This window comes from Peribacillus butanolivorans, assembly GCF_001273755.1.
GTDB classification, from domain to species: Bacteria; Bacillota; Bacilli; order Bacillales; family DSM-1321; genus Peribacillus; species Peribacillus butanolivorans.
On record NZ_LGYA01000001.1, the window covers coordinates 4,491,480 to 4,513,521 of the forward strand.

At 40.4% G+C, this 22,042-nt stretch carries 21 protein-coding genes and 1 pseudogene; 8 read left to right on the forward strand and 14 right to left on the reverse strand.

What is annotated here, in order from left to right:
• Nucleotides 1–3: 3 nt before the first annotated feature.
• The gene (locus AKG34_RS20685) at nucleotides 4–702 is read right to left on the reverse strand and encodes a response regulator transcription factor (protein ID WP_053347845.1); all 699 of its coding nucleotides are present in this window, start codon (nucleotides 700–702) and stop codon (nucleotides 4–6) included.
• 362 nt (nucleotides 703–1,064) lie between these two features.
• Between AKG34_RS20685 and AKG34_RS20690 the strand changes: the two genes are divergently transcribed.
• Nucleotides 1,065–1,847, forward strand: coding sequence for a COG4705 family protein (locus tag AKG34_RS20690; RefSeq protein WP_053347846.1), 783 nt, complete (start codon nucleotides 1,065–1,067; stop codon nucleotides 1,845–1,847).
• A gap of 193 nt (nucleotides 1,848–2,040) precedes the next feature.
• Here AKG34_RS20690 and modA read toward each other — a convergent pair whose 3' ends face one another.
• Nucleotides 2,041–2,844, reverse strand: a complete 804-nt coding sequence (gene modA / locus AKG34_RS20695; protein ID WP_053347847.1) for a molybdate ABC transporter substrate-binding protein — start codon at nucleotides 2,842–2,844, stop codon at nucleotides 2,041–2,043.
• Nucleotides 2,845–2,993: 149 nt separating this feature from the next.
• Here modA and AKG34_RS20700 point away from each other — a divergent pair, with 149 nt between their 5' ends.
• Nucleotides 2,994–3,920, forward strand: a complete 927-nt coding sequence (locus AKG34_RS20700; RefSeq protein ID WP_053347848.1) for a substrate-binding domain-containing protein — start codon at nucleotides 2,994–2,996, stop codon at nucleotides 3,918–3,920.
• 57 nt (nucleotides 3,921–3,977) lie between these two features.
• Here the strand turns inward: AKG34_RS20700 and bioB are convergent, their stop codons facing one another.
• From bioB to AKG34_RS20715, 3 genes are all read right to left on the reverse strand, one after another.
• Complete coding sequence (gene bioB / locus AKG34_RS20705; protein WP_057215436.1) at nucleotides 3,978–4,943, reverse strand: biotin synthase BioB; 966 nt, start codon at nucleotides 4,941–4,943, stop codon at nucleotides 3,978–3,980.
• A gap of 140 nt (nucleotides 4,944–5,083) precedes the next feature.
• Nucleotides 5,084–6,136, reverse strand: coding sequence for an 8-amino-7-oxononanoate synthase (gene bioF / locus AKG34_RS20710; protein WP_083450861.1), 1,053 nt, complete (start codon nucleotides 6,134–6,136; stop codon nucleotides 5,084–5,086).
• A gap of 106 nt (nucleotides 6,137–6,242) precedes the next feature.
• Nucleotides 6,243–6,428: a hypothetical protein gene (locus tag AKG34_RS20715; protein ID WP_053347850.1), complete on the reverse strand. Its 186-nt coding sequence runs from the start codon at nucleotides 6,426–6,428 to the stop codon at nucleotides 6,243–6,245.
• Nucleotides 6,429–6,671: 243 nt separating this feature from the next.
• On the opposite strand from AKG34_RS20715, the gene AKG34_RS20720 reads away from it, so the two are divergent.
• From AKG34_RS20720 to bioA, 3 genes are read left to right on the forward strand one after another with little or no spacing between them, the layout of a single operon-like run.
• A complete protein-coding gene (locus AKG34_RS20720) occupies nucleotides 6,672–7,256 on the forward strand; it encodes a biotin transporter BioY (protein ID WP_053347851.1) in 585 nt (194 codons plus the stop codon).
• Nucleotides 7,235–7,945: a dethiobiotin synthase gene (gene bioD, locus AKG34_RS20725; RefSeq protein ID WP_053347852.1), complete on the forward strand. Its 711-nt coding sequence runs from the start codon at nucleotides 7,235–7,237 to the stop codon at nucleotides 7,943–7,945. Before AKG34_RS20720 ends, bioD begins: the two co-directional genes overlap by 22 nt.
• Nucleotides 7,938–9,320: an adenosylmethionine--8-amino-7-oxononanoate transaminase gene (gene bioA, locus AKG34_RS20730; RefSeq protein WP_053347853.1), complete on the forward strand. Its 1,383-nt coding sequence runs from the start codon at nucleotides 7,938–7,940 to the stop codon at nucleotides 9,318–9,320. Before bioD ends, bioA begins: the two co-directional genes overlap by 8 nt.
• Nucleotides 9,321–9,374: 54 nt before the next feature.
• Here the strand turns inward: bioA and AKG34_RS28115 are convergent, their stop codons facing one another.
• Nucleotides 9,375–9,536, reverse strand: a complete 162-nt coding sequence (locus AKG34_RS28115) for a hypothetical protein (protein WP_157444387.1) — start codon at nucleotides 9,534–9,536, stop codon at nucleotides 9,375–9,377.
• 420 nt (nucleotides 9,537–9,956) lie between these two features.
• A complete protein-coding gene (locus tag AKG34_RS20735) occupies nucleotides 9,957–11,450 on the reverse strand; it encodes a peptide MFS transporter (RefSeq protein ID WP_053347854.1) in 1,494 nt (497 codons plus the stop codon).
• 351 nt (nucleotides 11,451–11,801) lie between these two features.
• Between AKG34_RS20735 and AKG34_RS20740 the strand changes: the two genes are divergently transcribed.
• Complete coding sequence (locus tag AKG34_RS20740; RefSeq protein ID WP_053347855.1) at nucleotides 11,802–12,026, forward strand: hypothetical protein; 225 nt, start codon at nucleotides 11,802–11,804, stop codon at nucleotides 12,024–12,026.
• Nucleotides 12,027–12,125: 99 nt separating this feature from the next.
• Here AKG34_RS20740 and AKG34_RS20745 read toward each other — a convergent pair whose 3' ends face one another.
• Both AKG34_RS20745 and AKG34_RS20750 read right to left on the reverse strand, forming a co-directional pair.
• Nucleotides 12,126–12,995: an anti-sigma-V factor RsiV gene (locus AKG34_RS20745; RefSeq protein ID WP_053347856.1), complete on the reverse strand. Its 870-nt coding sequence runs from the start codon at nucleotides 12,993–12,995 to the stop codon at nucleotides 12,126–12,128.
• Nucleotides 12,980–13,495, reverse strand: a complete 516-nt coding sequence (locus AKG34_RS20750) for an RNA polymerase sigma factor SigV (RefSeq protein ID WP_053347857.1) — start codon at nucleotides 13,493–13,495, stop codon at nucleotides 12,980–12,982. The genes AKG34_RS20745 and AKG34_RS20750 overlap by 16 nt, the downstream gene beginning before the upstream one ends.
• A 185-nt stretch (nucleotides 13,496–13,680) precedes the next feature.
• Here AKG34_RS20750 and AKG34_RS20755 point away from each other — a divergent pair, with 185 nt between their 5' ends.
• Entirely contained in the window at nucleotides 13,681–15,099 is a 1,419-nt protein-coding gene (locus AKG34_RS20755; RefSeq protein WP_053347858.1) for a polysaccharide deacetylase family protein, read from the forward strand.
• 286 nt (nucleotides 15,100–15,385) lie between these two features.
• On the opposite strand, the gene AKG34_RS20760 is transcribed toward AKG34_RS20755, so the two are convergent.
• Nucleotides 15,386–16,105 (reverse strand): YebC/PmpR family DNA-binding transcriptional regulator, encoded by a 720-nt coding sequence (locus AKG34_RS20760; RefSeq protein WP_053347859.1) that lies wholly within the window; start codon nucleotides 16,103–16,105, stop codon nucleotides 15,386–15,388.
• A gap of 287 nt (nucleotides 16,106–16,392) precedes the next feature.
• On the opposite strand from AKG34_RS20760, the gene AKG34_RS20765 reads away from it, so the two are divergent.
• Nucleotides 16,393–17,118, forward strand: coding sequence for a DUF4261 domain-containing protein (locus AKG34_RS20765; RefSeq protein WP_053347860.1), 726 nt, complete (start codon nucleotides 16,393–16,395; stop codon nucleotides 17,116–17,118).
• Nucleotides 17,119–17,148: 30 nt separating this feature from the next.
• Here AKG34_RS20765 and eutC read toward each other — a convergent pair.
• The 4 genes and pseudogenes from eutC to eutH all read right to left on the reverse strand — a co-directional run.
• A pseudogene (gene eutC, locus AKG34_RS20770) lies at nucleotides 17,149–17,901 on the reverse strand (ethanolamine ammonia-lyase subunit EutC); the annotation flags it as partial.
• A gap of 14 nt (nucleotides 17,902–17,915) precedes the next feature.
• Complete coding sequence (locus AKG34_RS20775) at nucleotides 17,916–19,280, reverse strand: ethanolamine ammonia-lyase subunit EutB (RefSeq protein ID WP_053347861.1); 1,365 nt, start codon at nucleotides 19,278–19,280, stop codon at nucleotides 17,916–17,918.
• A gap of 18 nt (nucleotides 19,281–19,298) precedes the next feature.
• Nucleotides 19,299–20,708 (reverse strand): ethanolamine ammonia-lyase reactivating factor EutA, encoded by a 1,410-nt coding sequence (locus AKG34_RS20780; protein WP_053347862.1) that lies wholly within the window; start codon nucleotides 20,706–20,708, stop codon nucleotides 19,299–19,301.
• A 15-nt stretch (nucleotides 20,709–20,723) separates the two neighbouring features.
• Nucleotides 20,724–21,995, reverse strand: a complete 1,272-nt coding sequence (eutH, locus tag AKG34_RS20785) for an ethanolamine utilization protein EutH (protein ID WP_053347863.1) — start codon at nucleotides 21,993–21,995, stop codon at nucleotides 20,724–20,726.
• Nucleotides 21,996–22,042: the final 47 nt, after the last annotated feature.

Below are 22,042 nucleotides of genomic sequence, written 5' to 3' on the forward strand. Positions count from 1 at the left end.
TACTTAATTCTCCCTTACTGTATAGCCAATTCCTCTTACCGTCTGAATAATCGTCGGATCAGAAAAACCTTCTTCTGTTTTCTTTCTTAAATGACGGATATACACATCGATTACATTGGTTTCCCCTTCATACTCATAACCCCATACATTAATCAGGATATTTTCTCGTGTCACTATTTTATTTTTATTGGATAGTAAATAAACGAGCAGATCAAATTCCTTCGGGGTTAGCGCGATAGAAAAATCGCCCCTGTTAACCTCCCTTGTATCGAGATTAATGAATAGATCCTTAATTGATAAGATCGATTCCTCTTCTTTTGAAGCTTTGGCAGCTATTGAATTCTGACGAATACAAGAACGTATTCTTGCCAATAACTCCTCGATTTCAAAAGGCTTCGTTATATAGTCATTGGCTCCCTGATCTAGTCCCGTCACCTTATCCATCGTAATATTACGAGCTGTTAATAGGATGATTGGCAGTAAGGTGTTCTCATTTCGTATTCTTCTTAAAACTTCAATACCATTCATCTCAGGTAACATAACATCTAAAAGTATTAAATCTAATTTTTCCTGTAATGCCGCTTCCAACCCCGCCTTACCAGTATGGGCCACAATCACTTCATACCCTTCGTACTCGAGTTCTATCTTTAATATCGTTGCTATCTGGACTTCATCTTCTACAACCAAAATACGCTGTTTCATTTAAAACCCTCCTACTTGAGTGCAATATGGAAAGTAAGCCACATCCACATGTATTTATCGAATTTAGCTAGGAACATTAGTTCCATCCTAAATACAGAAAATTGTCGTCCACTTATAATTCAATACCCTTCTATATTTGCTCCAAATTCCTGCATTTTACTCGCATCCATCAATTATTGAAATGCTCTTTCTACAATTTAGCATTATTTTGCTTTTAATTTCGCTTTTTAATTGATTTTTAATCCTTTTTTCAAGTTGCGTTAAGGTTGACTCGATATAGTGAATCTAGGGAACAATAGAACCAGCCAATAAGGTTTTATCGAAAACGAAATAAACCAAGAGAGGATAAGGAGGATTCATAAATGAATGATACAAAAAGCCCATCCATAGGGCGGCAGATGTTGAACAAGGTTCCGGAAGTCACCATTTACTTCTGGATCATTAAAATAATGGCAACAACTGTGGGTGAGACGGCTGCAGACTTCCTGATCGGAAATCTGAAATTGGGATTGACCAACACGACCTTAATCATGGCTGTCCTTTTGATCATAACGCTTTTCTTCCAATTCAAAGCGAGTAAGTATGTGCCAAGGGTTTACTGGTTCACGGTAGTGATGATTAGCGTTGTAGGCACGCTGATTACCGACAACCTCGTGGACAATCTCGGAGTCAGTCTGGTGACGACAACTATCATCTTTACAGTTGCGATGCTTGCGACGTTTGCGGCTTGGTACTCGAGTGAGAAGACACTGTCCATTCATTCTATCTACACGACCAAACGAGAAGCATTCTACTGGTTGGCCATCTTGTTCACCTTCGCCTTGGGTACGGCAGCTGGTGACCTCATAGCAGAAGGGCTCAACATGGGCTATTGGAAGTCCGCACTTATGTTCGCGGCATTGATTGGGGTGGTGACCATCGCCCACTACGGTTTCAAACTAAATGCAGTGCTTTCCTTCTGGATCGCCTACATCTTGACTCGCCCTCTTGGCGCCTCTCTTGGCGACTATCTGTCACAGCCTCGTAATAAGGGTGGCCTTGGTCTAGGTACGACAGGAACCAGTTTGGTCTTCCTCGTTATAATCTTGGGCTTGGTCGTCTATTTGACCAAAACCAAAAGAGATGAGAGCAAAGTTGTAGAGTAGAGGTAGGTCAAGTTCTGATAATTCAGCTGTCCATCACTGAACAGGTTATAGACCTCGTGGAAAGAGTACAATCATTTACTTTATACACCCTTCATGGTTGATTGCACATGCCGGGTGCACAAAAGAAAAGGCCACCAAATTGGTGGCCTTTGTTATAGAATGAAATTTATCTTTATTTTACAAAACTGCGGCATTAATTCAAATCTTCAAATCCATATTTTTCAAAAACCTTGATAGAATCTTCGCTTTGAAGATAGTCGTAAAATAGCTGCGCTTCTTTTGGATGAGAACTATCCTTAATCATGCCTAATGGATAGATAATCGGGTCGTGTAAATCTTCCTTAGCTGTTGCGACGATATCAACTTTTTCAGAGTTTAAGGCATCTGTTTTATAAACTAGTCCTGCGTCTACATTTCCTGTTTCTACGTATGTAAGCACTTGGCTAACGTCCTTGGCATATACCAATTTACCTTCAATCTCTTTCCAAAGGTTTAGGTTTTCTAATGTTTGCTTAGCATATTGTCCTGCTGGTACTGACTCAGGGGTACCAATGGAAATTTTGGTAGCCTTTGTGATGTCATTTATTGTCTTGATTTCTTTATCCGATTCCTTTGGGACCACCAGCACCAGTTCATTTCCTACTAAGTCGATTCCATTTTTCTCTTCAATTAGGTCTTCAGCTACTAATTTTTCAAATTTATCTTCTGCAGCAGAGAAAAACAGATCCACAGGTGCTCCTTGTGAAATTTGTTGTTGAAGAGCCCCAGAAGCTCCTAAGTTATAGTTTATTGTCACATTTGGATTTTCTTTTTCAAAAGCAGTTTTAATGTCATTTAAGGCAGCTTGTAAACTCACGGCTGCTGACATCGTCAATTCTACTTTCTTGTCAGCTTGTTGCGTCTGCTTTTCTTTGCCTTTTTCTTTATCACTTGAACAGCCTGTGCCAACTATCACAAGTAGCATAATCGAGAAAATCATAAGATATATTTTTTTCAAAGTCTCTCTCCCTTTCTGACTAGTTATAACTAGTTATATCTAATTATAACTAGTATAAAGCAGATAAAAGGTTTTAATCAATGCCTTTTTTTGCTGTGAATTTACTTTTCAAAGGACTCTAAGCTACAATAAAGAATGGAGGGATGCACATGTCAAAAGAGCTTTCCTATACGATCGAGGAAGTGTCACAGCTTTTAAAGGTATCTAAATTGACGATTTATGATCTTGTTAAAAAAGGGGAACTGCCTGTATTCCGTGTGGGAAGACAGATGAGAATGGATGCAAAAGACTTGGAGATGTATATTAATAACAATAAGTCTAGTACATCCCCAGTTCCTGTTGCCGAACCCTATAAAAACGATGTGAAGGATTCTCTTAACCTTGTCATTAGCGGGCAAGATATGGTGTTAGATATACTAGGGCAGCACATTGAAAAGGACTCCAGCTATAAAACATTACGCTCTAACAAAGGAAGTCTAAGCGGGCTTATATCCATGTACAATGGGGATTCCGACATCGTTAGTTTACATATGTTTGATGGAGATACTGGGGAATATAATCTTCCTTATATAAAAAAGATTTTGGTAGGCTATCCTTATATTTTACTTAATCTGGTTTCAAGGAAAGCAGGTTTATATGTTAAAAAAGGAAATCCTTTAGACCTCACAAATTGGACTGATTTAAAACAAAAAGACTTGGCCATCATCAATCGAGAAAGAGGATCAGGAGCTCGAATTCTTCTTGATGAGCAGCTAAGGATTCACAAAATCCCTTCAAAAAATCTTAAGGGATATGATAACGAAGAGACCAATCACTTAAGTGTGGCTTCAGCTGTTTCTGCTGGGATAGCGGATGTAGGTGTGGGAATTGAAAAAGCTGCAAAAGTCGTTGGAATCGACTTTGTTCCATTAATTACAGAGCGTTATGACCTTGTTATTTTAAAATCTCCGAAAAACGAACAGCTTATAAACATTGTTAAGCGAATTTTATCATCAAATCCATTTCAAGCTGAAATCAAAGCTTTAGGTGATTATGATATTTCCCAGACAGGCTCTATCATTTACGAGACATATTAAACAGGAAGGCTACTGATTCAGCAGCCTTCCTGTTTAATATGCAGTTTTTTTACTATGTTAAAGAGCGCATTCTTCAATTTCAAAACCAAGGTCTTCGATAATGCCCCAATCCGCCGTAGGTTCTTGTCCAGCTGTTGTTAGATAATCGCCGACGAAGATAGAATTGGCTGCATAAAGTGCCATGGGTTGCATGGAACGGAGGTTCACCTCACGACCTCCAGCAAGACGGATTTCCTTACTTGGATTAACAAATCTCATCATCGAAATTAATTTCAAACATTTAGTTGGAGTCAACTCGGAAGTTCCCTCAAGTGGTGTACCGTCAATCGCATTGAGGAAATTACAAGGAATAGAATCCGCGTCAAGACTACGTAGGGATAGGGCAATCTCTACTGCTTCTTCATTAGACTCATTCATACCAAAAATGGCACCCGAGCATGGAGACATTCCGGCCTCTTTTACAGCTTCGACTGTATCTACACGGTCCTCATAAGTATGTGTGGATGTAATATTCTTATAATTATCTTGAGATGTATTTAAGTTGTGATTGTAGCGATGAACCCCAGCTTCAGCTAGCTTACTGGCATGCGTTTCATTTAAGAAACCTAGACAGCAGCATATTTTAAGATCCGTTGTCTCACGAATTTCTTTCACGGCTTCAATGACATGATCAATTTCCCTATTGGTTGGACGACGGCCAGAAGCAACGATACAATACGTGCCAGCTTTGCGACGAATTGATTCTTGAGCACCTTCAACAATCTTCTCTTTGGTCAGCCAAGCATATTTATCGATAGGAGCTTCCGACACGATTGACTGCGAACAATAGCCACAATCTTCAGGACATAGACCTGACTTCGTATTAATGATCATATTCAACTTAACCTTTTTTCCATAATAGTGCTGACGAATAAGGAAAGCTGCATTCAAAATCTCTAAAACCTCGTTTTCAGGTGCTTGTACAATAGCAAGTGCTTCTTCCGCTGTTACTTTATATCCTTTGATTACGTTTTCCGCTAGCATCTTCCAATCCTTTTTCACCAATGTTTCCAAACCTAATCCCTCTTTTCTCATATGTTGTACATTCCATTCATCCTATGAATCTAGCTTATGTCTTTATTTAACGTCCTCGCCGCGATAAACTTCCTTGAAAATCAAACAACCTATTTGTATCTATTGGTACGGATTGTTCTGAACACGTCGATAACATGATTCATTTGTTCTTCTTGATGTGTCGCCATTAACGTAAGTCGAATGCGCGAAGTTCCAGAAGGTACCGTTGGCGGACGGATAGCTGGTGTATAAATTCCGTGCTTATGTAATTCTTTCGAAAGGAACATGCCCTGTTCCGGTTCTCCGCAAATAATGGCAAGAATCGGAGTTTCTCCCCCCGAAACTGTGTAGCCAAGGGAGGTTAATTCATTATAAAGACGCTGGCTCATGGCTCGAATGCGTACTCTGCGTTCAGGTTCTGATTGAATGATATCGACTGCTGTAAGTGCACTTGCTACTACTCCTGCTGATAAGGCGGTAGAGAAGACAAACGGTCTGGCTCGATTTAAGACATAGTCAACTAAAGACCTGCTTCCAGCGATATACCCTCCTTCTGCACCAACAGCTTTGGAGAGTGTCCCCATCTCGATATCTATCTTCCCCTTCAGTCCAAAATGTTCAGAAGTTCCCCTTCCGTCTTTACCTAAAACCCCCGTCGCATGTGCGTCATCCACCATAACAAGTGCATCATAACGCTTGGCAAGTTCGACAATGCCTGGCAATGGCGCAATATCACCATCCATCGAAAAGACGCCATCCGTTACAATTATTCTTTTCCTGTAGCGGGTATTAATCTGGAGTTTCATTTCCAAGTCAAGTAAATCAGCATGACGATAAATGATAGTTTCCGCACGTGATAAACGACATCCATCAATAATACTGGCATGATTCATCTCATCGGATAAAACGAGATCGTCCTTACCAACAAGGGTCGTTAACGCTGCTATGTTAGCCATATACCCTGTGTTTAATACTATCGCTGCATCCGTTTGCTTAAACTCTGCCAGTCTTTTCTCTAGTTTTTCATGGACAATTGTATTGCCAGTGGTTAATCGTGAACCAGTAGAACCCGTACCAAATCTTTGAGTCGCTTGGACAGAAGCCTCAATTAATCGTTGATCATTGGCAACCCCTAAGTAATTATTGGAGGCAAACATCATCATTTTTTTCCGTTCACCATGGCATACCCTTGATCGCTCATTGTTTCAACGGTTTGGAGTTGTCTGTAAAGCCCTCCTTCTTTAATCTTTTCTAGTTCCTTCTCCCAAATCATCTTTCATGAACCTCATGAAGCGATTGATATACATGATTCGTATATTCGTTACCAAGGAGTGGAGCTACATCCGCTTCTTTCTGATGACTGGATTTCCCTCGAAGAAATGTTTCTAAAATGGGCGTCACTAATATAGCTGTTTCTCTGGAAAGTTCATCCTGTATTAGCATTTCTCCTGTCATATTTGTTCCCTCCAAGCTTTTATATGTTAACTATATTTTAAAATAGTTAACATATAAATTGAATAATAACACACAAACAAAATATTGTTCAATTACTAATTTTCAATATTTTTCTAAGTCTGTCATTTTAATTGCGTTTTATATGTTAACTAAAATAATAAATGGTTGACATATAAAATATAAATCATGCACACTAATAGTGGGCATTTTACCTACCAATTTCAAAAAAAGGAGGTTGAAAACTTGAAAGCTAAAACGATCTCTTATGTTGCCCTATTTACTGCGTTAACTGCCATTGGCGCCTTTATTAAGATCCCTATTCCCTACATACCCTTCACGTTGCAAATTCTAGCAGTCTATTTGGCAGGGGCGCTGCTAGGACCACGTCTCGGGTTACTTAGTCAATTATGCTACGTCTTAATCGGCCTTATAGGAGTGCCAGTGTTTGCCGAGGGCGGTGGTTTTGGCTATATATTTAAGCCCACTTTCGGCTATTTGCTTGGTTATATACTCGGGGCCTATGTGAACGGATGGTTGATTAACAGGTTTAATCTCTCCACGATTCGTTCCATTTTCTTCGCTAACCTAGCATCATTGCTGACTGTTTATTTATTTGGCTGTATATGGCTTTATGGAGCGATGAAGTGGGTTGTAGAAACGCCTCTTTCAATCTACCAGACAATTTTTTACGGCTTCTTATTACCTGCACCCGGTGATTTGTTGCTGTGTGTTCTATGTGCCATCATCATTCAGCAAGTAAGGCCGCGTATTGCACGATTTACAAACATAAAGGAGCTGAAACACCCATGGGCCAAGCCTACTTTATAACCGGAACTGGCACGGATATCGGAAAAACCGTCGCCACGAGTTTACTCTATATGTCTCTTCAAACAATGGGAAAAAGCGTCACAATATTTAAGCCGTTTCAAACAGGATTGATTCACGAAACGAATACATACCCTGACATCTCTTGGTTTGAGCAGGAACTTGGTGTAAAGGCACCTGGGTTTTACATGCTTGAACCCGAAACATCTCCACACTTAGCTATAAAGTTAACAGGGCAACAAATCGACGAGCAAAAGGTCGTGGAACGAGTTCACGAACTCGAACAAATGTATGACATCGTGTTAGTCGAGGGCGCTGGGGGATTGGCCGTACCACTCATTGAACGAGCGAACAGTTTCTATATGACAACCGATTTAATTAGAGATTGCAACATGCCAGTCATTTTCGTTTCTACAAGCGGTTTAGGATCGATTCATAATGTCATAACTACGCATTCGTATGCCAAATTGCATGATATTAGCGTTAAAACTATTTTATATAACCATTATCGGCCCGACGATGAAATTCATCACGACAATATCCTAACCGTTGAAAAGCTCACAGGACTCGCTGGCCTCGCCTGCATACCAACATTTGTCGACGTAAGAAAAGATCTGAGAGTCTACATACTTGATTTACTTAGTAATCATGAATTTACCCAACAACTAAAAGAGGTGTTCAAGAATGAATAGTCATGACTTAGAAAAATGGGATAAGGAATATGTATGGCATCCGTTTACACAAATGAAAACGTATCGAGAAAGTAAACCGCTAATCATTGAACGCGGGGAAGGGAGCTACCTTTTTGACGTAGAAGGCAATCGGTACTTGGACGGTTATGCTTCATTATGGGTCAACGTACATGGCCATAATGAACCAGAGCTAAACAACGCTCTGATTGAACAAGTTGAAAAAGTCGCACACTCTACACTACTAGGATCTGCAAATGTACCATCCATATTACTGGCTAAGAAATTAGCAGAGATTACTCCTGGTCATTTATCGAAAGTCTTTTACTCGGACACTGGATCAGCTGCTGTAGAAATCGCCCTTAAAGTCGCTTATCAATATTGGAAAAATATCGATCCTGTAAAATATCAACATAAAAATAAATTTGTCTCCCTGAACGAGGCGTACCACGGTGATACAGTTGGAGCAGTGAGTGTCGGCGGAATGGATTTATTCCATAGAATCTTTAAACCACTACTATTTGAACGGATTCCAACTCCTTCTCCTTATACATATCGCATGACTGAATACGGGGATCAAGAAGCAGTGAAAAACTATTGTATTGATGAGCTGGAAAAGTTGCTTCAAGACCAAGCAGAGGAAATTGCAGGATTGATTATCGAACCGCTTGTTCAAGGAGCAGCAGGCATCATTACCCACCCTCCTGGCTTTTTAAAAGCGGTCGAACAATTGTGCAAGAAGTACAATATATTATTGATTTGTGACGAAGTAGCGGTAGGATTTGGTCGCACCGGTACATTATTTGCCTGTGAACAAGAAGATGTCGTCCCTGATATTATGTGTATCGGTAAAGGAATTACTGGCGGCTATATGCCTCTGGCGGCCACTATCATGAACGAACAAATCTTTAATTCTTTTTTAGGAGAGCCCGATGAACATAAAACCTTCTATCACGGCCACACCTATACAGGGAATCAACTAGCCTGTGCCCTGGCGCTGAAGAATATCGAACTAATAGAAAGACGAGATCTCGTCAAAGACATCCAGAAAAAATCCAAGCAGCTATCTGAAAAACTGCAATCGCTATATGAACTCCCGATTGTCGGTGATATCCGCCAGCGCGGCCTCATGATTGGAATAGAAATCGTTAAAGATCGCCAAACAAAAGAACCGTTCACAATCCAAGAAAATATCGTTTCAAGCATCATCCAAAACGCTCGGGAAAATGGCCTGATCATTCGGGAACTTGGCCCCGTCATCACAATGATGCCCATTCTTTCCATGTCAGAAAAGGAACTCGATATCATGGTCGAAACAGTCTACCGTGCCATTCAGGAAGTCTCCATGCATAAAGGATTGATCCCAGCAGCAAACTGATATAAAAAGAACCGGAAGAGCATATCTCATTCCGGTTCCTTTTCGATTCGATTTTCAGTTCTTCGCAGGAGACTTCGTGAAATACGCTGCCATTAAAAGAAAAATCACAGATAATGTCCACAGTGTGATTCCCTTCCATGGAAAATCAACTGTTAACCCAATCATCTGCACAGCTGCACTTAATAAAATGAAAATCATCACTAGCCTCTTTTTCATCCTGCACCTCCTCTGGTTAATTCCATACATACTTCACGTTTTTGCAAAGTGATTTTTTCACCTGATACGCTAAGCACATTTCGACACGAAAAAGCCAAGTTTCCTTAGCGTATATTTTCCGCGTTTTGTTAGCAGGACCTCTCAAAACACTGAACAACTGGCGTATGGTAATGCCCGTTGACTCCATAAAAGAATTAGCCTGAAGTGAAAACATTCTAGGCTAACTTCCGGATTCTGCAAAGGGTTACATTGGATGCCCTTTTTTTCCGACAATTGTTGAATGATGTCACTCTACTCAAACATAGGGATTTCCGGCGGATGCACAAAACATGATAATCATTGTAATAAAAAAGATGACCCTTTTCAAAGGTCATCTTTTTTTTATAGTCTATTCCTTTTTTCCTTACTGCTGGCTAAGTGTTAGCGAATGCCTTTCATGTAACCTTGAATCTTAGGTGATAAGGCCATCAGAGCCAGTCCAAGGATCATTGAAGCAACGCCGATCACTCCAAAATAAGCCATTTCGGTTTGAGGAGTGTAGAATCTAACGATTTGCGCGTTTAGTGCTTGTGCTGCTGCACTTGCCAGGAACCACAGGCTCATCGTTTGGGCCGAGAATGCAGCCGGAGCCAATTTTGTAGTTGCTGAAAGTCCAACAGGGGATAAACAAAGTTCTCCAAGCACTACAAGGAAATAACTAAGTACAAGCCATAATGGATTGACTAATGAGTCTGATCCACCGAAATAAACAGGAAGCAGGATCACCAAGAATGATAAACCGGCGAATAGCAAACCTAATGAGAATTTTTGAGGTACGGTCGGCTGACGCTTTCCTAGTTTAATCCATAACCATGCGAATACTGGTGCAAGGGTAATGATGAACAAAGGGTTCAATGATTGGAACCATGCCGGGTTTATTTCTATTCCAGCAAAATTCAACTGTGTCCGTTTGTCTGCATAATTTGCTAATATAGTTGCACCTTGCTCTTGAATTGCCCAGAACATGACAGCTGCTATAAACAAAGGAATATAGGCTATCAATCGTGAACGTTCAACAGAAGTTGTTTTAGGGCTGCGATACATGAAAATGAAATATAGGGTCGGGATAAGGATCCCTAGGATACCTACAAGATTAATAAAGGTTTTAATCGTTAAGATACCTTTAGTGGCAGTGATGCCGATGATGGCAGCTACAATCAATGTAGCTATTCCCAATTTAGTGAATACGGTTTTCTTTTCATTTTGCGATAATGGGTTAGCAGGAAGAGTTCCAGCTAGGCCCAGGTTCTTTTTCTTTGTTGCAACAAAGACGATAAGCCCAATTAACATACCGATTGCCGCCAGCCCAAAACCAAGGTGGAAGCTGTAGTTCATTCCGACTGTACCGACAAGAAACGGTGAAAGGAATGCCCCCATGTTGATACCCATATAGAATATACTGAAACCGGAATCCCGGCGATCGTCATTTTCCGCGTATATTTCCCCGACAATGCTGGAAACATTCGGTTTTAATAGACCAGTACCCAGAACAATGAGTACCATGGAAACAAAGAACATAGAGAGACTGCCTGGTACAGCAAGGACAATATGCCCGAGCATGATCAAGATACCACCGTAAAATACAGCTTTGGAAGTCCCGAAAATCCTATCGGCAAGCCATCCGCCAATTATGCCGGACATATATACTAAAGATCCGTAGATGGATACAAGGGCAAGGGCTGTGTGTTCATCAAGACCTAGTCCCCCTTTAGAAACTTCGTAATACATATAGTAAACAAGAATGGCCTTCATGCCATAATAGGAGAAACGCTCCCAGAACTCAGTAAAGAAAAGGGTGAATAGTCCTTTTGGGTTTCCAAAAAAACCTTTTTGAGGTACACTATCCACAATTTTCTGTTTATTTATCGTTGCCATACCAAGCCCTCCTTTTATTATTGTATAATAACTTTTATTTGCTCTATTGTAAATAAATATTTAGTATATTTAAATAATTTATTTCAAAATAATCACCTTGAAAACCGATCTTACAATCTCCAAAAGGGTAAACCACATTCAGTTTTGCCTATAAAGATGAATCCACCAATGATATAACACCTAACTTTCCCAACCGCATCGCAACAGATACACTGTGCAAAAAAAAGAGGGTTCGAAAAATATAAGAGCAAATAAAAAGAGTGTATTGTAAAAAAAATCCAACCAAACCAATTCAATACACCGTATAATATATATAGAAAAAATACTTTTTAAAAACGAGGAGGCACAAGTATGATAGGTCTAGTAACAGTTGTAATGATATTTTCCATTCCCATTATTGGAATCCTGACGAGCCATTTCGAAAAACAAGCAAAAACCAAACACAATATGATTAAAGACGAATTAGAACTCGAAAAACTTAAACACGAAAACTTTCTTATTGAAACGGAAAAAATGAGGCTTGAACTGGATCAGATGAAATTTGGAGAATCAAAAGACGAACCAAAGTTACTGTGATCGCGTAACTTTGGTTCGTCTTTAATTAACGAGTATTTTAAGTTCTCTGTTTTAAAAACAGATCGCTCTTCATACATATAAGTTTAAATAAGTAAGTTCTTAATGAATATATTGATCCCCAACTAGAAGATCTGATATAACCTTGGTCGGGATCGTAAATTCAACTGCACCCATATATCCTGGTGCTGCTTCATAGCTGTTAAAAGCGATCACAAGCTTGCCATCTTTGTTGATATAAAAGTTTTGTGTTGCATCGATACCTTTAAATTCAACAAATTCATCGTCTTCCACCCAATATATTTTATTTGGGTCCTCAGCCATTTGCTGTTTCATCTGTTCCATAATATTCTCGTTTATTACCTGAAGATAGCGGTCATCTTTAAACAAACTATTTAACGTTAATAGCACTTCGTTTTTCTTGTCAACTGTATCAAATTGGCTCTCTGTAGAACTGGAAGCTTGAATCTTGTCTGTATAACGCTGGACGGATAATATCGTGTCATTATCGGTTAATATCTTATATCCACTTTCCACCGAGATATTTCCATTTTCTCCTTCCTTCAGAGTAGACATGGAGTCCGTGAATTCCTTATAGAGCTGTTTGCTCTCCGCTATGTATTTATCATTTAAGCTATTTTCCAGCTGTTTATTTTCCAGTCCTGTAATAGCTGGTGTTTTGATTACTGCTGAGGAATTATTTTCTTCTTCATTCCATTCAACGAATGTAATCACTTCGATGACTTTTTCAACTATCGGAATGTCGCTCATTGCTTTTGCTACTGCCGGGCTCATGTTTACTGAGGCTGTCACAATCAGCAGGGCCGCTGCTGCTGTAATCCATATGGTTCTGGCAACCCTTGGCTTTTTCCTGGGTTTTTCATTCAAGGCCGCTTGAACGACATCGTTTAATTCCTTAGGGATTGGTGTTTGAAGATACTCTTCTCGCAGATCCTTTAATTTTTTTTCCATTTTTTCGTTTCCTCCTGTTCAGTCATGTTGATCCGCAATAGTTGCAGTGCTTTATATAATCTCGTTTTAATTGTGCTTACGTTCTCTTCCAACACTTCCGCTATTTCTTCCAACTTCAAGTCCTCAAAGAAACGAAGAATGACTACCGTTTTATACTTGATCGCAAGTCCCTCCATGGCCCTTTGCAAATCCAGGTCCCGATAGTGATCTTCCTCTCCACTACGTAAGTATTCTATTGTTTCGTCATCCGCAATTGTCAGTTTCTTATTCTTTCGTAAAACATCAAGTGCCGTTCTGACTATGATCTTATATAACCAGCTGTCTATAGAAGCAGCATCTTTAATTTTGCTGCTCGAGGCTAGCGCTTTTCTGATTGATTCCTGCACGATATCAAGCGCATCCTCTTTATTTTTCACATAGTAAAAAGCAAGTCTGTACAAATTTTCTTGCCGTTCGGTTATCCGGGCCGCTATTAATTGATTTATATCTAGATTTTTCATTGCCTTAAAGAGCTCCTTACATTTAAATTACGTATCCTAGGTACAAAGGATAGACGCTCGACGGGTCTTAAAAGTTTGAAAATGGCAAAAGAAAGATTTTCATATAAAAAAATGAAATTTTTTACAAACTATTAAGGCTTTTGGCGCGTCTATATAGTAGAATGATTATCGAGGTGGAATGCATCATGAAGAAATTAAATTATAAAAAGGTCTTTATTTTTCTATTTTGTCTAACAGCTGCAGTGGGAGCAATGGGTTTAGCTATAAAAAGCCTAGCTTTTGATAAGAAGAAAACTGTTTCGGCTTATTCAAATGATCAAAATTACCCAGAAGCTGATATTCAAACGTTTGTAAAAGATGATACGAAAGGCGGGTATTCAGTAAGCAGGCCCGTTCTTCATATAGAAAATATCGACAAGCAACTAGAAGCTTACATAAAAAAAGAAATAAAAGATTACGAAAAGAAATGGAAAGCCATTGGCGGTAAAGCATCTTCTGAGCTTAACCTCACTTATACGATACTCCATTTCAGCAAGCAAACCATTACCATTTCCTTCGATAAATATGAACAAGTAGGAGGAAAGAAGCAGTCCGGATCCCGGATCTTCACTTATGATATTCCATCTCAGAAAAAACTCTCTATAGAAGACATTTTTGCCACGGATACTGATTATTTATCCGTTTTATCTGACATTGTTTATGAAGAGTTAACCGAGAGTAAAGAAGAAGGCATTTCGAAAAGTCTTATTAAGAAGAAAAACCAACTAAAAGCAGCCAACTTTGATTCTTTTTCAGTGCTGAAAAATACGCTTGTATTCTATGTAAAGACTGATGAGGATGGAGACTCATCTAAGACTCATACCATCGCTATTAATAAAGAACTTTTCAAAAATAGTTTGCTAGATTCATATCAAAGTAAAGATTTAAATCAGGATCGTGTAAAGGAATGGCAACCGAAACATGTCGTCGCCAAGCTCCCAGTGAAAAATGAATGGATTGACCCTTCACAAAAGGTAATCGCCTTAACGTTCGATGACGGGCCACATCCAAGTCATACTATGTCTATCCTGGAAGCCCTAAACAAGTATGATGCACATGCTACCTTTTTTGTGCTTGGAAGCCGCGTGCAACACTATCCAGAGGTGCTGCAAAAGATGACTGAACAAGGTAATGAAATCGGCAACCATTCCTGGGATCATCCACAATTGACACGTCTAAGCAAGAAAAAAATCAAAAGTCAAATTGAGCAGACTCAAGACGCTATTGAAAAAGCTACCGGAACTGAGCCAGACCTTATTCGTCCCCCATATGGAGCGATTAACGATAATGTCCAGGAAAATATGGAAGATATGAAGGTCACACTTTGGGATGTTGACCCGGAAGACTGGAAAAATCGCAGTAAAAAGAAGATTGTAGGCAAAGTAATGAGCAAAGCCAAAGACGGTAAAGTCATTCTTATGCATGATATTTACCAAACTAGCGCCCAGGCTGCAGTGGAAATCATCAAACAACTGCATGACAAAGGATATCAACTAGTTACCATTTCCGAACTAGAGCAGGTAAAAAAAGACCGCGAACTTTACGGTATCGACTTACAAGAATAATAGATTGTTAGCAGACTAAACGAAAAGAGAAGGATAGATAAAAGCCAAATTAATTTGCTTTTATCTATCCTTCTCTCCTTTTATTTTCAACCTTGTTATGCACCTTCATTAAAGCCTTTAATATCTTCTTTAGTAGGCTGAGGTTCAAAATGGAACTGCCAATGATTTTTCAGTCATAAAAGAAAACAATTCATCAAGTCCGTCATTTACATACCAGGCTCTCAGTGCCCCATGAATGCAAAATAAGCAGGCCTTTGATTACATAGCAAAGGTCTGCTCAACTTTTTTATTCCCCAAGATCCACATTGTGATAGACCTGTTGAACATCTTCTAAATCTTCTAATGCATCGATCATTTTTTCGAATTGTGCTTGTGCATCTTCCGGAAGGGTTAGGTCATTTTGTGCAAGCATCGTTAGCTCTGCTACTGTAAATTCCGTAATGCCCGCATCTTTGAATGCTTTTTGTACAGCATGGAATTGTTCAGGTTCAGCATAAACGATAACCGCTTCTTCTTCTTCAATAATGTCACGTACGTCAACATCCGCTTCCATTAATAATTCAAGCACATCGTCTCCTGTTTTACCTTCAATACCGATAACTGCCGTTGCATCAAACATATAGGCTACAGATCCACTGACTCCCATGTTTCCTCCGTTTTTACCAAATGCAGCACGCACATCTGATGCCGTCCGGTTCACGTTGTTTGTCAGCGCATCTACGATAACCATTGATCCATTTGGTCCGAAGCCTTCATAACGAAGTTCGTCATAGCTTTCTTCAGAACCGCCTTTTGCCTTTTCAATCGCACGGTCAATAATTGCTCTCGGCACATTGTATGTTTTCGCACGTTCAAGTACAACTCTCAAAGCCTGATTGGATTCTGGATCTGGTTCACCTTGTTTGGCCACTACATAAATTTCACGTCCAAACTTAGCATAAATACGACTTGTATTTGCATCTTTTGAAGCTTTTTTTTCTTTGATATTGTTCCACTTACGACCCATTATATTCCACTCTCTTTCATCATTGAAATATACACAAATTGATTACTATAATTCTTGTCTCTACAGCATTTTTTCATATAACTACAAGGAAATCCATAAATAAATTCCACGGAAGATATGCTATACGATTACTAGATTATATTATACATCAATTGTATAAATTTGAAAAAGTCCTGCACACCATCTCTAGGGACAAATTGAATCCAACCTGGCACTTTGTTTTTTTAATACTATGGAAAACGCCAAGAGTAGTATAGTATTAAATGATTACAAAGGAGAGATGCTACATGACGGATACTCAAATTATTATCGGGATACCTGGAAAGTGGAAGAACCGAACAGAATTGATTCAAGCTGTAGCTTCTCAAAGTGAAGGGTACCTGCTCGCCGGTCAAATTTTGCATAGCAAGGATAAAAACATAACTTTCCAAGTGGAAGTCTATGATTATGAACCGAATTTGAAAGAAACCTTTTCCTATGCCAGTAAAGGGGCCTTTTCGGAGCGTTTATTAGAGGAAATCAATAATCATACTTTTACGGTTTATATAATTGCTGATGTATCTGACTTTGGAAATATTACAGATTTGATTGATGCTGGGGCAGCAATCCTGAAGGCTGGCGGAATGGCTGTAAAAATAGAAACCGCAGGCATTGCACATTCAAAAGAGGATTGGCAACAACTTCATCATACCCCGGATATTCTCTCGGTTTATGCCCATTTTGTTACGATTATTGGCGAGGAAGATTATTATTGTTCATTTGGACTGAAAGCATTTGGTCTACCAGATGCCGTGACACTTAACACGATGAGACCAAAAGAGGCAGCTGATTTACTTAACACATTTAATTATTATCATGCAGGAGAAAGACCTATCTTTACAAATGGTGAAACCTTTTGTGTACAACCAGATGCACCCGCCTATATATTGACGAATCTTCAAGACTTTAGATACGAAGAAGACCATCCTTTCTACAACCCATTTGGATTATGGAATTTAGGGACAAGTAAATAGAGGAGCTATAAGCTCCTCTATTTTTGTTATTCAAGCTGATCCCGTACTCTTTTCTTCCTCATTTTCTTTCTTCACGAGTGACATACCGCTTGCTTGGTATTTAAGGATTTTTTGAATGACCGTGCCGAGATGCGCTCCCGCTTCGACCGGTGGAATGCCGCCCTTATGGATGTTAGAGATGACCATCCGCTCTGCTTCAATGGTACCCAAACGAGGTTCGTAGCAAAAATAGGCGCTCAGTGATTCAGCACTGACAAGTCCCGGTCGTTCACCGATCAACAGGACAATGACCTTTGGTCTAAGAATTTCACCGACATCATCCATCACAGCAACTCTGCCTTTTTCAATATAAAAAGGCGTACCGACATCCAAGTTTGCCCTTAGCAAAGATTGTTTAAAAGATAGATAGACGTCTTCCACATTTTCTTCGACTGCCTTGGAGCTCAAGCCATCTGAAATGATGATTTGAACCATAGGGCCCTTTATGCACTTGGCTTCAATCATTTGCTTTGCTTCGTCCGAAAGCTTTCGGCCATAATCCGGACGGCGCAAATAGACTTCCTTATCACTCGCCCTCGTTTTCACTTTGAACAGATCCAACCGTTTCAATAAAACCTCACTAACGTCACCATATACTGCATCAACAGCAGCAGCGTGGTCAAACCTAAACTTCAGCCATGAATCCGTCCTCGGACGTGTCCCGGCTCTGCCTATCCCGATTCGGGCAGGAGTTTTCGTTATCAAGTCTTCTAATTCTTCCTTATTAAATGGTTCGTTTATTCCCATATCATCCACTCCTAACGGTTAAAAATAGTCGGATCACCCGCGCGTTTCGTCAACTTGCCGTTTTCCATGATACCCATCTTCTCTAGCCAAGATTCGAATAAAGGCGCAGGTCGCTTGTTCATCGTTTGCCTCAATGTTGCTATATCGTGGAAACTCAAAGACTGATAGTTCAACATACAGTCATCCCCCATTGGAGTAGCGATGATAAAATTCACACCAGCCGCGGATAAAAGAACACCCAGGTCCTCAATATCATTTTGATCCGCTTTCATATGATTCGTATAGCAAATATCCACTCCCATCGGCAGGCCATGCATTTTCCCCATAAAATGATCCTCTAACCCGGCGCGAATGACCTGCTTGCTGTTATAAAGATATTCTGGACCGATGAATCCGACGACCGTATTGACGATGTACGGATCAAAATAGCGTGCAAAGCCATAGTTCCTGGCCTCAAGCGTCACTTGATCAATTCCAAAGTGGGCTTCCGCTGATAATTCTGAACCTTGCCCCGTTTCAAAATAAAGATGTTGTGGACCTGTGCCGGTTCCATAGGACTTTGCTACCTCATTGGCTTCTTCAAGCAATTCAACGCTAATTCCAAAAGAACGATTGGCCGCTTCCGTTCCGGCTATGCTTTGAAAAATCATATCAGCAGGTGCTCCCTGCTGTACGGCTTTAATTTGAGTGGTCACATGAGCAAGTACGCAATTTTGGGTCGGGATATTCCATTTTTGAATTACGTCCTGAGTGGCATTTAACAACCTTTTGATACTTTCCACTGAATCATCGACAGGGTTGATTCCAATGAGTGCATCCCCAATTCCATAGGAAAGGCCCTCCTTTAATGAAGCTAGCATCCCTTCCACATTGTCAGTCGGATGGTTAGGCTGAAGACGGGAGGCCAGTGTTCCTTTGTATCCGATCGTACTATTGTTTTTGGTAAGCACTTCGATTTTATTGGCTGCATGGATGAGATCGAGATTCGACATGAGCTTTGTTGCAGCAGCAATCATTTCACTATTCAGTCCTCTACTTATCCTCATTAAATCTTCGCCAGTCGTCTCATCACTTAAAATATATTCCCGCAGCTCGGCAACCGTCCAATTTTTCACAGATTGATAGATGCTACGATTGATGAGTCCATCAATTATTCGGGACACATCATCCTCATCCGGAGAGAGTAATGGATAGTTTCGAATGTCTGCTAAAGTCACTTCGCTTAGTACCGATTTCGCAGCAATCCGTTCCTGGACCGATTCGGCTGCAATCCCTGCAAGTCTATCCCCTGATTTCTCTTCATTTGCCTTGGCCAATACGTCTTTTAGCGAAGTAAATTGATAGGTCTTCCCAAAGTATTGTGTAGATAATTTCATCATATCCTCCTCCATTTCTTAGTTGTGGAAAGTTAGTGTTTTAACAACAACCGGCACAACCCCTGACCGCAATAGCCTTCCTATATCTAAATAATCACCATGCTCCACCTGTGTTTGATCGATACAGATAACCGGCTGATCCGGCTGACTCGCTAGTAAGGTCTGACCAAGCACCTTTCCATAATCACTATCCATGACGATTATCAGCGGCTGCTGCTGATTTGGTTTTTGCTTCAGTGCCTCAGTAAAAGCAAACGTGAGCAGCTGAATGTCCCGGAATGATAGATATGGTAGGTTCGTTAAATAAAAGGCAAAATTCTGGCCTTCCCGCTGGGGGTCATATATCGTAATCGCGTCCTGAACCGCTTTTGTCATTCCCTCGATACCTTGCTCTAGAACACCCTGAAAATCGATCCGATAGACTGGGATATTTCGTACCGGTAGATGGGAATCATTCACTTCAATTGTTGCCCCGCTGATCTCGGTTGTATGGGTGCCGGCTCCAAGAACAGTCGCACGAATCGTTTCAACTGGCTTTTCCCACTCCCAATAAGCCAATTCTTTATTTTCTTTTATAGAAGTGGCAAGAGTCATGCCAATATCCTGAAAGCTGGTGCACATCAGTTCTTCATGATACATGCAGTCACTGACTCCACCCGAGAACATTAATCCTTCAATGCGACCTGTCCAAGATGGCACCTTTCCTACTAAAAGCTGTTCGTCTTCTTTCGTATATGAATTGTCCAAAAACCTCGCCAGCACCTTAGCCATCTCATCTGTAATTATTCCCCTATTCTCTTTCGAAGGAGAATACCCCTTTGTTTTCAGCCATTGTTCAATCGAAGGAGCGACTTTCATCTCCGCCCCCTCCCATTCCATCAAACGGCCTCCGATGTGTAAGGTGCATGTACCGCAAAGCGTACCCGAACGGTATACGGCAATATTTGCCGTTCCGCCGCCAATGTCAATGTTTGCTATAGTTTTTCTTGTCTCTATTGAATGTTGATAAGCACCGGAACCCTTTGCGGCAATGATTCCCTCTAAATCCGGTCCTGCTGCTGCGACGAGGAATTCCCCTGCCGCTTTAGACAACTGGTGTACCATTTCTTCTGCATTTTGTTTTGTTGCCGTCTCGCCTGTGATGATGACTGCGCCTGTTTGAATCTTTTCCATCGTGATGCCTGCATGATGATATTCACTTTCTACTATTCTTTGAACCGCCGGGATATCAATCACTGTATCCGATAAAAGTGGGGTCCTGAAAATCGGGCTTCGATACAGAACTTTCTTATCGGTAATTTCAATTTTCGGGACCTGTCCCCCGCCCGCCACATTCATAAGTGAAAACTCGCTGATAACAAGCTTCGTCGTGCTTGTGCCAATATCAATTCCTGCACTTATGATTCGCTCCAACTGTTTATTTAGCAAAACCTCACCTCAGTTTTAAACCACTTGAATTTTATTGTCCTCTTCTTCTTGGTTTTTTTCTTTATATTCATTCAAACCGATAACACCTAATTCACGATCCTTTTTCTCTAATTCCAAAGCCTTTGGAACTGACAGCCAGTAAGCCAGACCGATTCCGATAACACCAGCAGATAGCTTCCCTACGATGATAGGTAAAATTAAGGAAGGTTGAAAGTTTGCCGTGAAGGATAAGTGATCCCCTAATAAGAAGGCAGCACATACTGAGAAGGAAATGTTAATCACCTTATCCTTTGGGGGCATATCTTTAATAAGTTTGAACATCGCTAATATATTGGCAACCGTGGCTAGAATTCCTGCACTCCCCTCCTTGCTCAATCCAACTTTTCTACCCATTGCTTCAAGGGGCTTGCCTGCATATTTCTGAATCAGATAAATCATTGGAAAAGCACCTGCAAGCATTATTCCGATATATCCTGCCGTCTCCAGGGCACGAAACTGATCCGCCTTATCGGCCATGATTGGATGAAATCCCCAAGCACCAAATACCTTAGAAAACAGCCCGGTGAAAATTTCTACAATCGAGAACACTAATACGAGTTTAATCCCCGCATCCATTATTCTCCCAAACCACATAAATCCTTTAATCATCATATCTGGCAAGAAATAAAGACCTAATGCAAGCAATACAACAAAAATAAGAAGCGGTGAAAGATTCAAGACGATTTTCAAATAGCTCAATGTGAATTCATATGTAGAATCCGCATTAGTAGAAATCACTTCGCGTACCTTTGAATTCGTTGCAACGACTAGTACGCTTGAGATAAAGGCACCTATTGGAATCGTCAAAATTCCAGACATGACGCCAAGTGCCATATATTTATGATCACGTTTCTCTAGCATTGCCAACCCCATCGGAATCGAAAAGACAATCGTTGCCCCGGACATGAAACCTACAATCATCGCCATGATCCAGCCTTCATATGTCTCCTGTAGTTGAGCTGCTAATTGGTAACCGCCCATGTCAGTTGCCAAAATCGCTGTGGCAGCGAGGGCAGGGTCTGCGCCTATCGCGGCAAAAATCGGGCCGCACACTTTATCAATGAACCATGATAAATAAGGAATCGACGCCATAATTCCAGCTGCAGGAATGAATATATGGCCAACGGTATGCAAGCCTTCCATGAACTGCTTACCCAAGCCTTGCTCACTGTCTTTAATCGACGCAAAAGCACCTAGCACAGCACAAGTCATAATGATATAAATAACGAAATTCCCAACCATCTCCATACGTTTTCCCCCTTGAATTATGATTTGGTTTTGCACATTTCAACTAG

Coding starts and splice junctions, on each gene's coding strand:
- AKG34_RS20685 (WP_053347845.1), bottom strand. CDS start 702: ATGAAACAGCGTATTTTGGTTGTAGAAGATGAAGTCCAGATAGCAACG.
- AKG34_RS20690 (WP_053347846.1), top strand. CDS start 1,065: ATGAATGATACAAAAAGCCCATCCATAGGGCGGCAGATGTTGAACAAG.
- AKG34_RS20700 (WP_053347848.1), top strand. CDS start 2,994: ATGTCAAAAGAGCTTTCCTATACGATCGAGGAAGTGTCACAGCTTTTA.
- bioB (WP_057215436.1), bottom strand. CDS start 4,943: ATGCTAGCGGAAAACGTAATCAAAGGATATAAAGTAACAGCGGAAGAA.
- bioF (WP_083450861.1), bottom strand. CDS start 6,136: ATGATGATGTTTGCCTCCAATAATTACTTAGGGGTTGCCAATGATCAA.
- AKG34_RS20715 (WP_053347850.1), bottom strand. CDS start 6,428: ATGACAGGAGAAATGCTAATACAGGATGAACTTTCCAGAGAAACAGCT.
- bioD (WP_053347852.1), top strand. CDS start 7,235: ATGGGCCAAGCCTACTTTATAACCGGAACTGGCACGGATATCGGAAAA.
- bioA (WP_053347853.1), top strand. CDS start 7,938: ATGAATAGTCATGACTTAGAAAAATGGGATAAGGAATATGTATGGCAT.
- AKG34_RS28115 (WP_157444387.1), bottom strand. CDS start 9,536: ATGAAAAAGAGGCTAGTGATGATTTTCATTTTATTAAGTGCAGCTGTG.
- AKG34_RS20735 (WP_053347854.1), bottom strand. CDS start 11,450: ATGGCAACGATAAATAAACAGAAAATTGTGGATAGTGTACCTCAAAAA.
- AKG34_RS20740 (WP_053347855.1), top strand. CDS start 11,802: ATGATAGGTCTAGTAACAGTTGTAATGATATTTTCCATTCCCATTATT.
- AKG34_RS20745 (WP_053347856.1), bottom strand. CDS start 12,995: ATGGAAAAAAAATTAAAGGATCTGCGAGAAGAGTATCTTCAAACACCA.
- AKG34_RS20750 (WP_053347857.1), bottom strand. CDS start 13,495: ATGAAAAATCTAGATATAAATCAATTAATAGCGGCCCGGATAACCGAA.
- AKG34_RS20755 (WP_053347858.1), top strand. CDS start 13,681: ATGAAGAAATTAAATTATAAAAAGGTCTTTATTTTTCTATTTTGTCTA.
- AKG34_RS20760 (WP_053347859.1), bottom strand. CDS start 16,105: ATGGGTCGTAAGTGGAACAATATCAAAGAAAAAAAAGCTTCAAAAGAT.
- AKG34_RS20765 (WP_053347860.1), top strand. CDS start 16,393: ATGACGGATACTCAAATTATTATCGGGATACCTGGAAAGTGGAAGAAC.
- AKG34_RS20775 (WP_053347861.1), bottom strand. CDS start 19,280: ATGAAATTATCTACACAATACTTTGGGAAGACCTATCAATTTACTTCG.
- eutH (WP_053347863.1), bottom strand. CDS start 21,995: ATGGAGATGGTTGGGAATTTCGTTATTTATATCATTATGACTTGTGCT.